The 1,114-nt window shown below is 58.9% G+C and carries 1 protein-coding gene; it reads left to right on the forward strand.

Annotated features, from left to right (window positions below; genetic code table 11):
• Nucleotides 1-658: tetratricopeptide repeat protein (locus tag AU511_RS16935; protein WP_139829431.1), on the forward strand; the 658-nt coding region annotated here is incomplete at its 5' end.
• Nucleotides 659-1,114: the final 456 nt, after the last annotated feature.

Raw genomic sequence — 1,114 nt, forward strand, 5'->3', positions numbered from 1 at the left:
ACTGGCCGAGCAAGCCTTCCTGCGCACCCGTGCCTATAGCGCGCTGCTGGATATCCTGCCCGCCATGCGCAAAACCCAATTGCACGATGAAGCCGAGCTGGCGGCTCTGCAACAGCAGGCGACACTGGGTCTGATGAATCAGGCGATGTCGGAAGGCGGCAGCGAAGGGTTGAAACAGTGGTGGAAGAATCAGAGCCGCCGCGTACGCAGCGAGCAGGCGCTGCAGGTTGCGATGGCGGAGCATTTGATTGAATGCGACGACCACCAGACCGCGCAGCAAATCATCGTCGACGCCTTAAAACGTCAGTATGACGAAAGACTGATCCTACTGATGCCGCGGCTGGACGCCGGTAACCCGGAACAGTTGGAAAAAATTCTGCGCCAGCTGATCAAACAGCATGCCGACGTTCCTTTGCTGCACAGTACGCTGGGCCAGCTGCTGATGAAACACGGCGAATGGGAACAGGCCGCCGAAGCTTTCCAGGCTGCGTTGGCGCTGCGTCCAGACGCCTACGACTACGCCTGGTGCGCCGACGTCTACGACCGCCTGAAAAGGTACGAGGACGCCGCCACACAGCGTCGCGAAGGGCTCCTGCTGTCATTGCAGTCTACGCCAGCTGCTGAGGTTGAGGCCTTGCCAACGCCGCAGGCCCAATAAATCCCACCTCAGGCGCAGACTTGCTCTGCGCCGTCCTCCTCCATCCTCGTTTGCCTTTCTGCTTCTACGGGAAGGCAAGCGGCGCACTCACCGACCTCAGACATAATGTGCAATGCTACGGCGTTCGCTCTCGCCCGGCGGCAGCATGCTGCCGGTAAGGCTGTAGGCAGGTGCTGGGCAGTCCTTCTTCTTACTATTCCAACCACCGCAGGGTGCGCGTCACGCTGTGCTCATCGTAGACTTTGCTAACCTCGCAACTTCGTACCGGTCTGCCACTCGCGCACCACCCGGCCGCGCAGGTCATAATATTACCGGCTGGAAGGGGCGACGGATGAAGCGGCTAAAGGAAGATTTGAAGACCGCGAGTTACTGCGGCAGTTTCAGGAGGTCGAGCAGTTGCCCGATGAGGATAAGGAAGTGATTAAGAAGTTGCTGGATGCCTTTTTAATCAAGAAG

Origin of the sequence: Lonsdalea iberica (assembly GCF_002111585.1) — a bacterium.
Classification (GTDB): domain Bacteria; phylum Pseudomonadota; class Gammaproteobacteria; order Enterobacterales; family Enterobacteriaceae; genus Lonsdalea; species Lonsdalea iberica.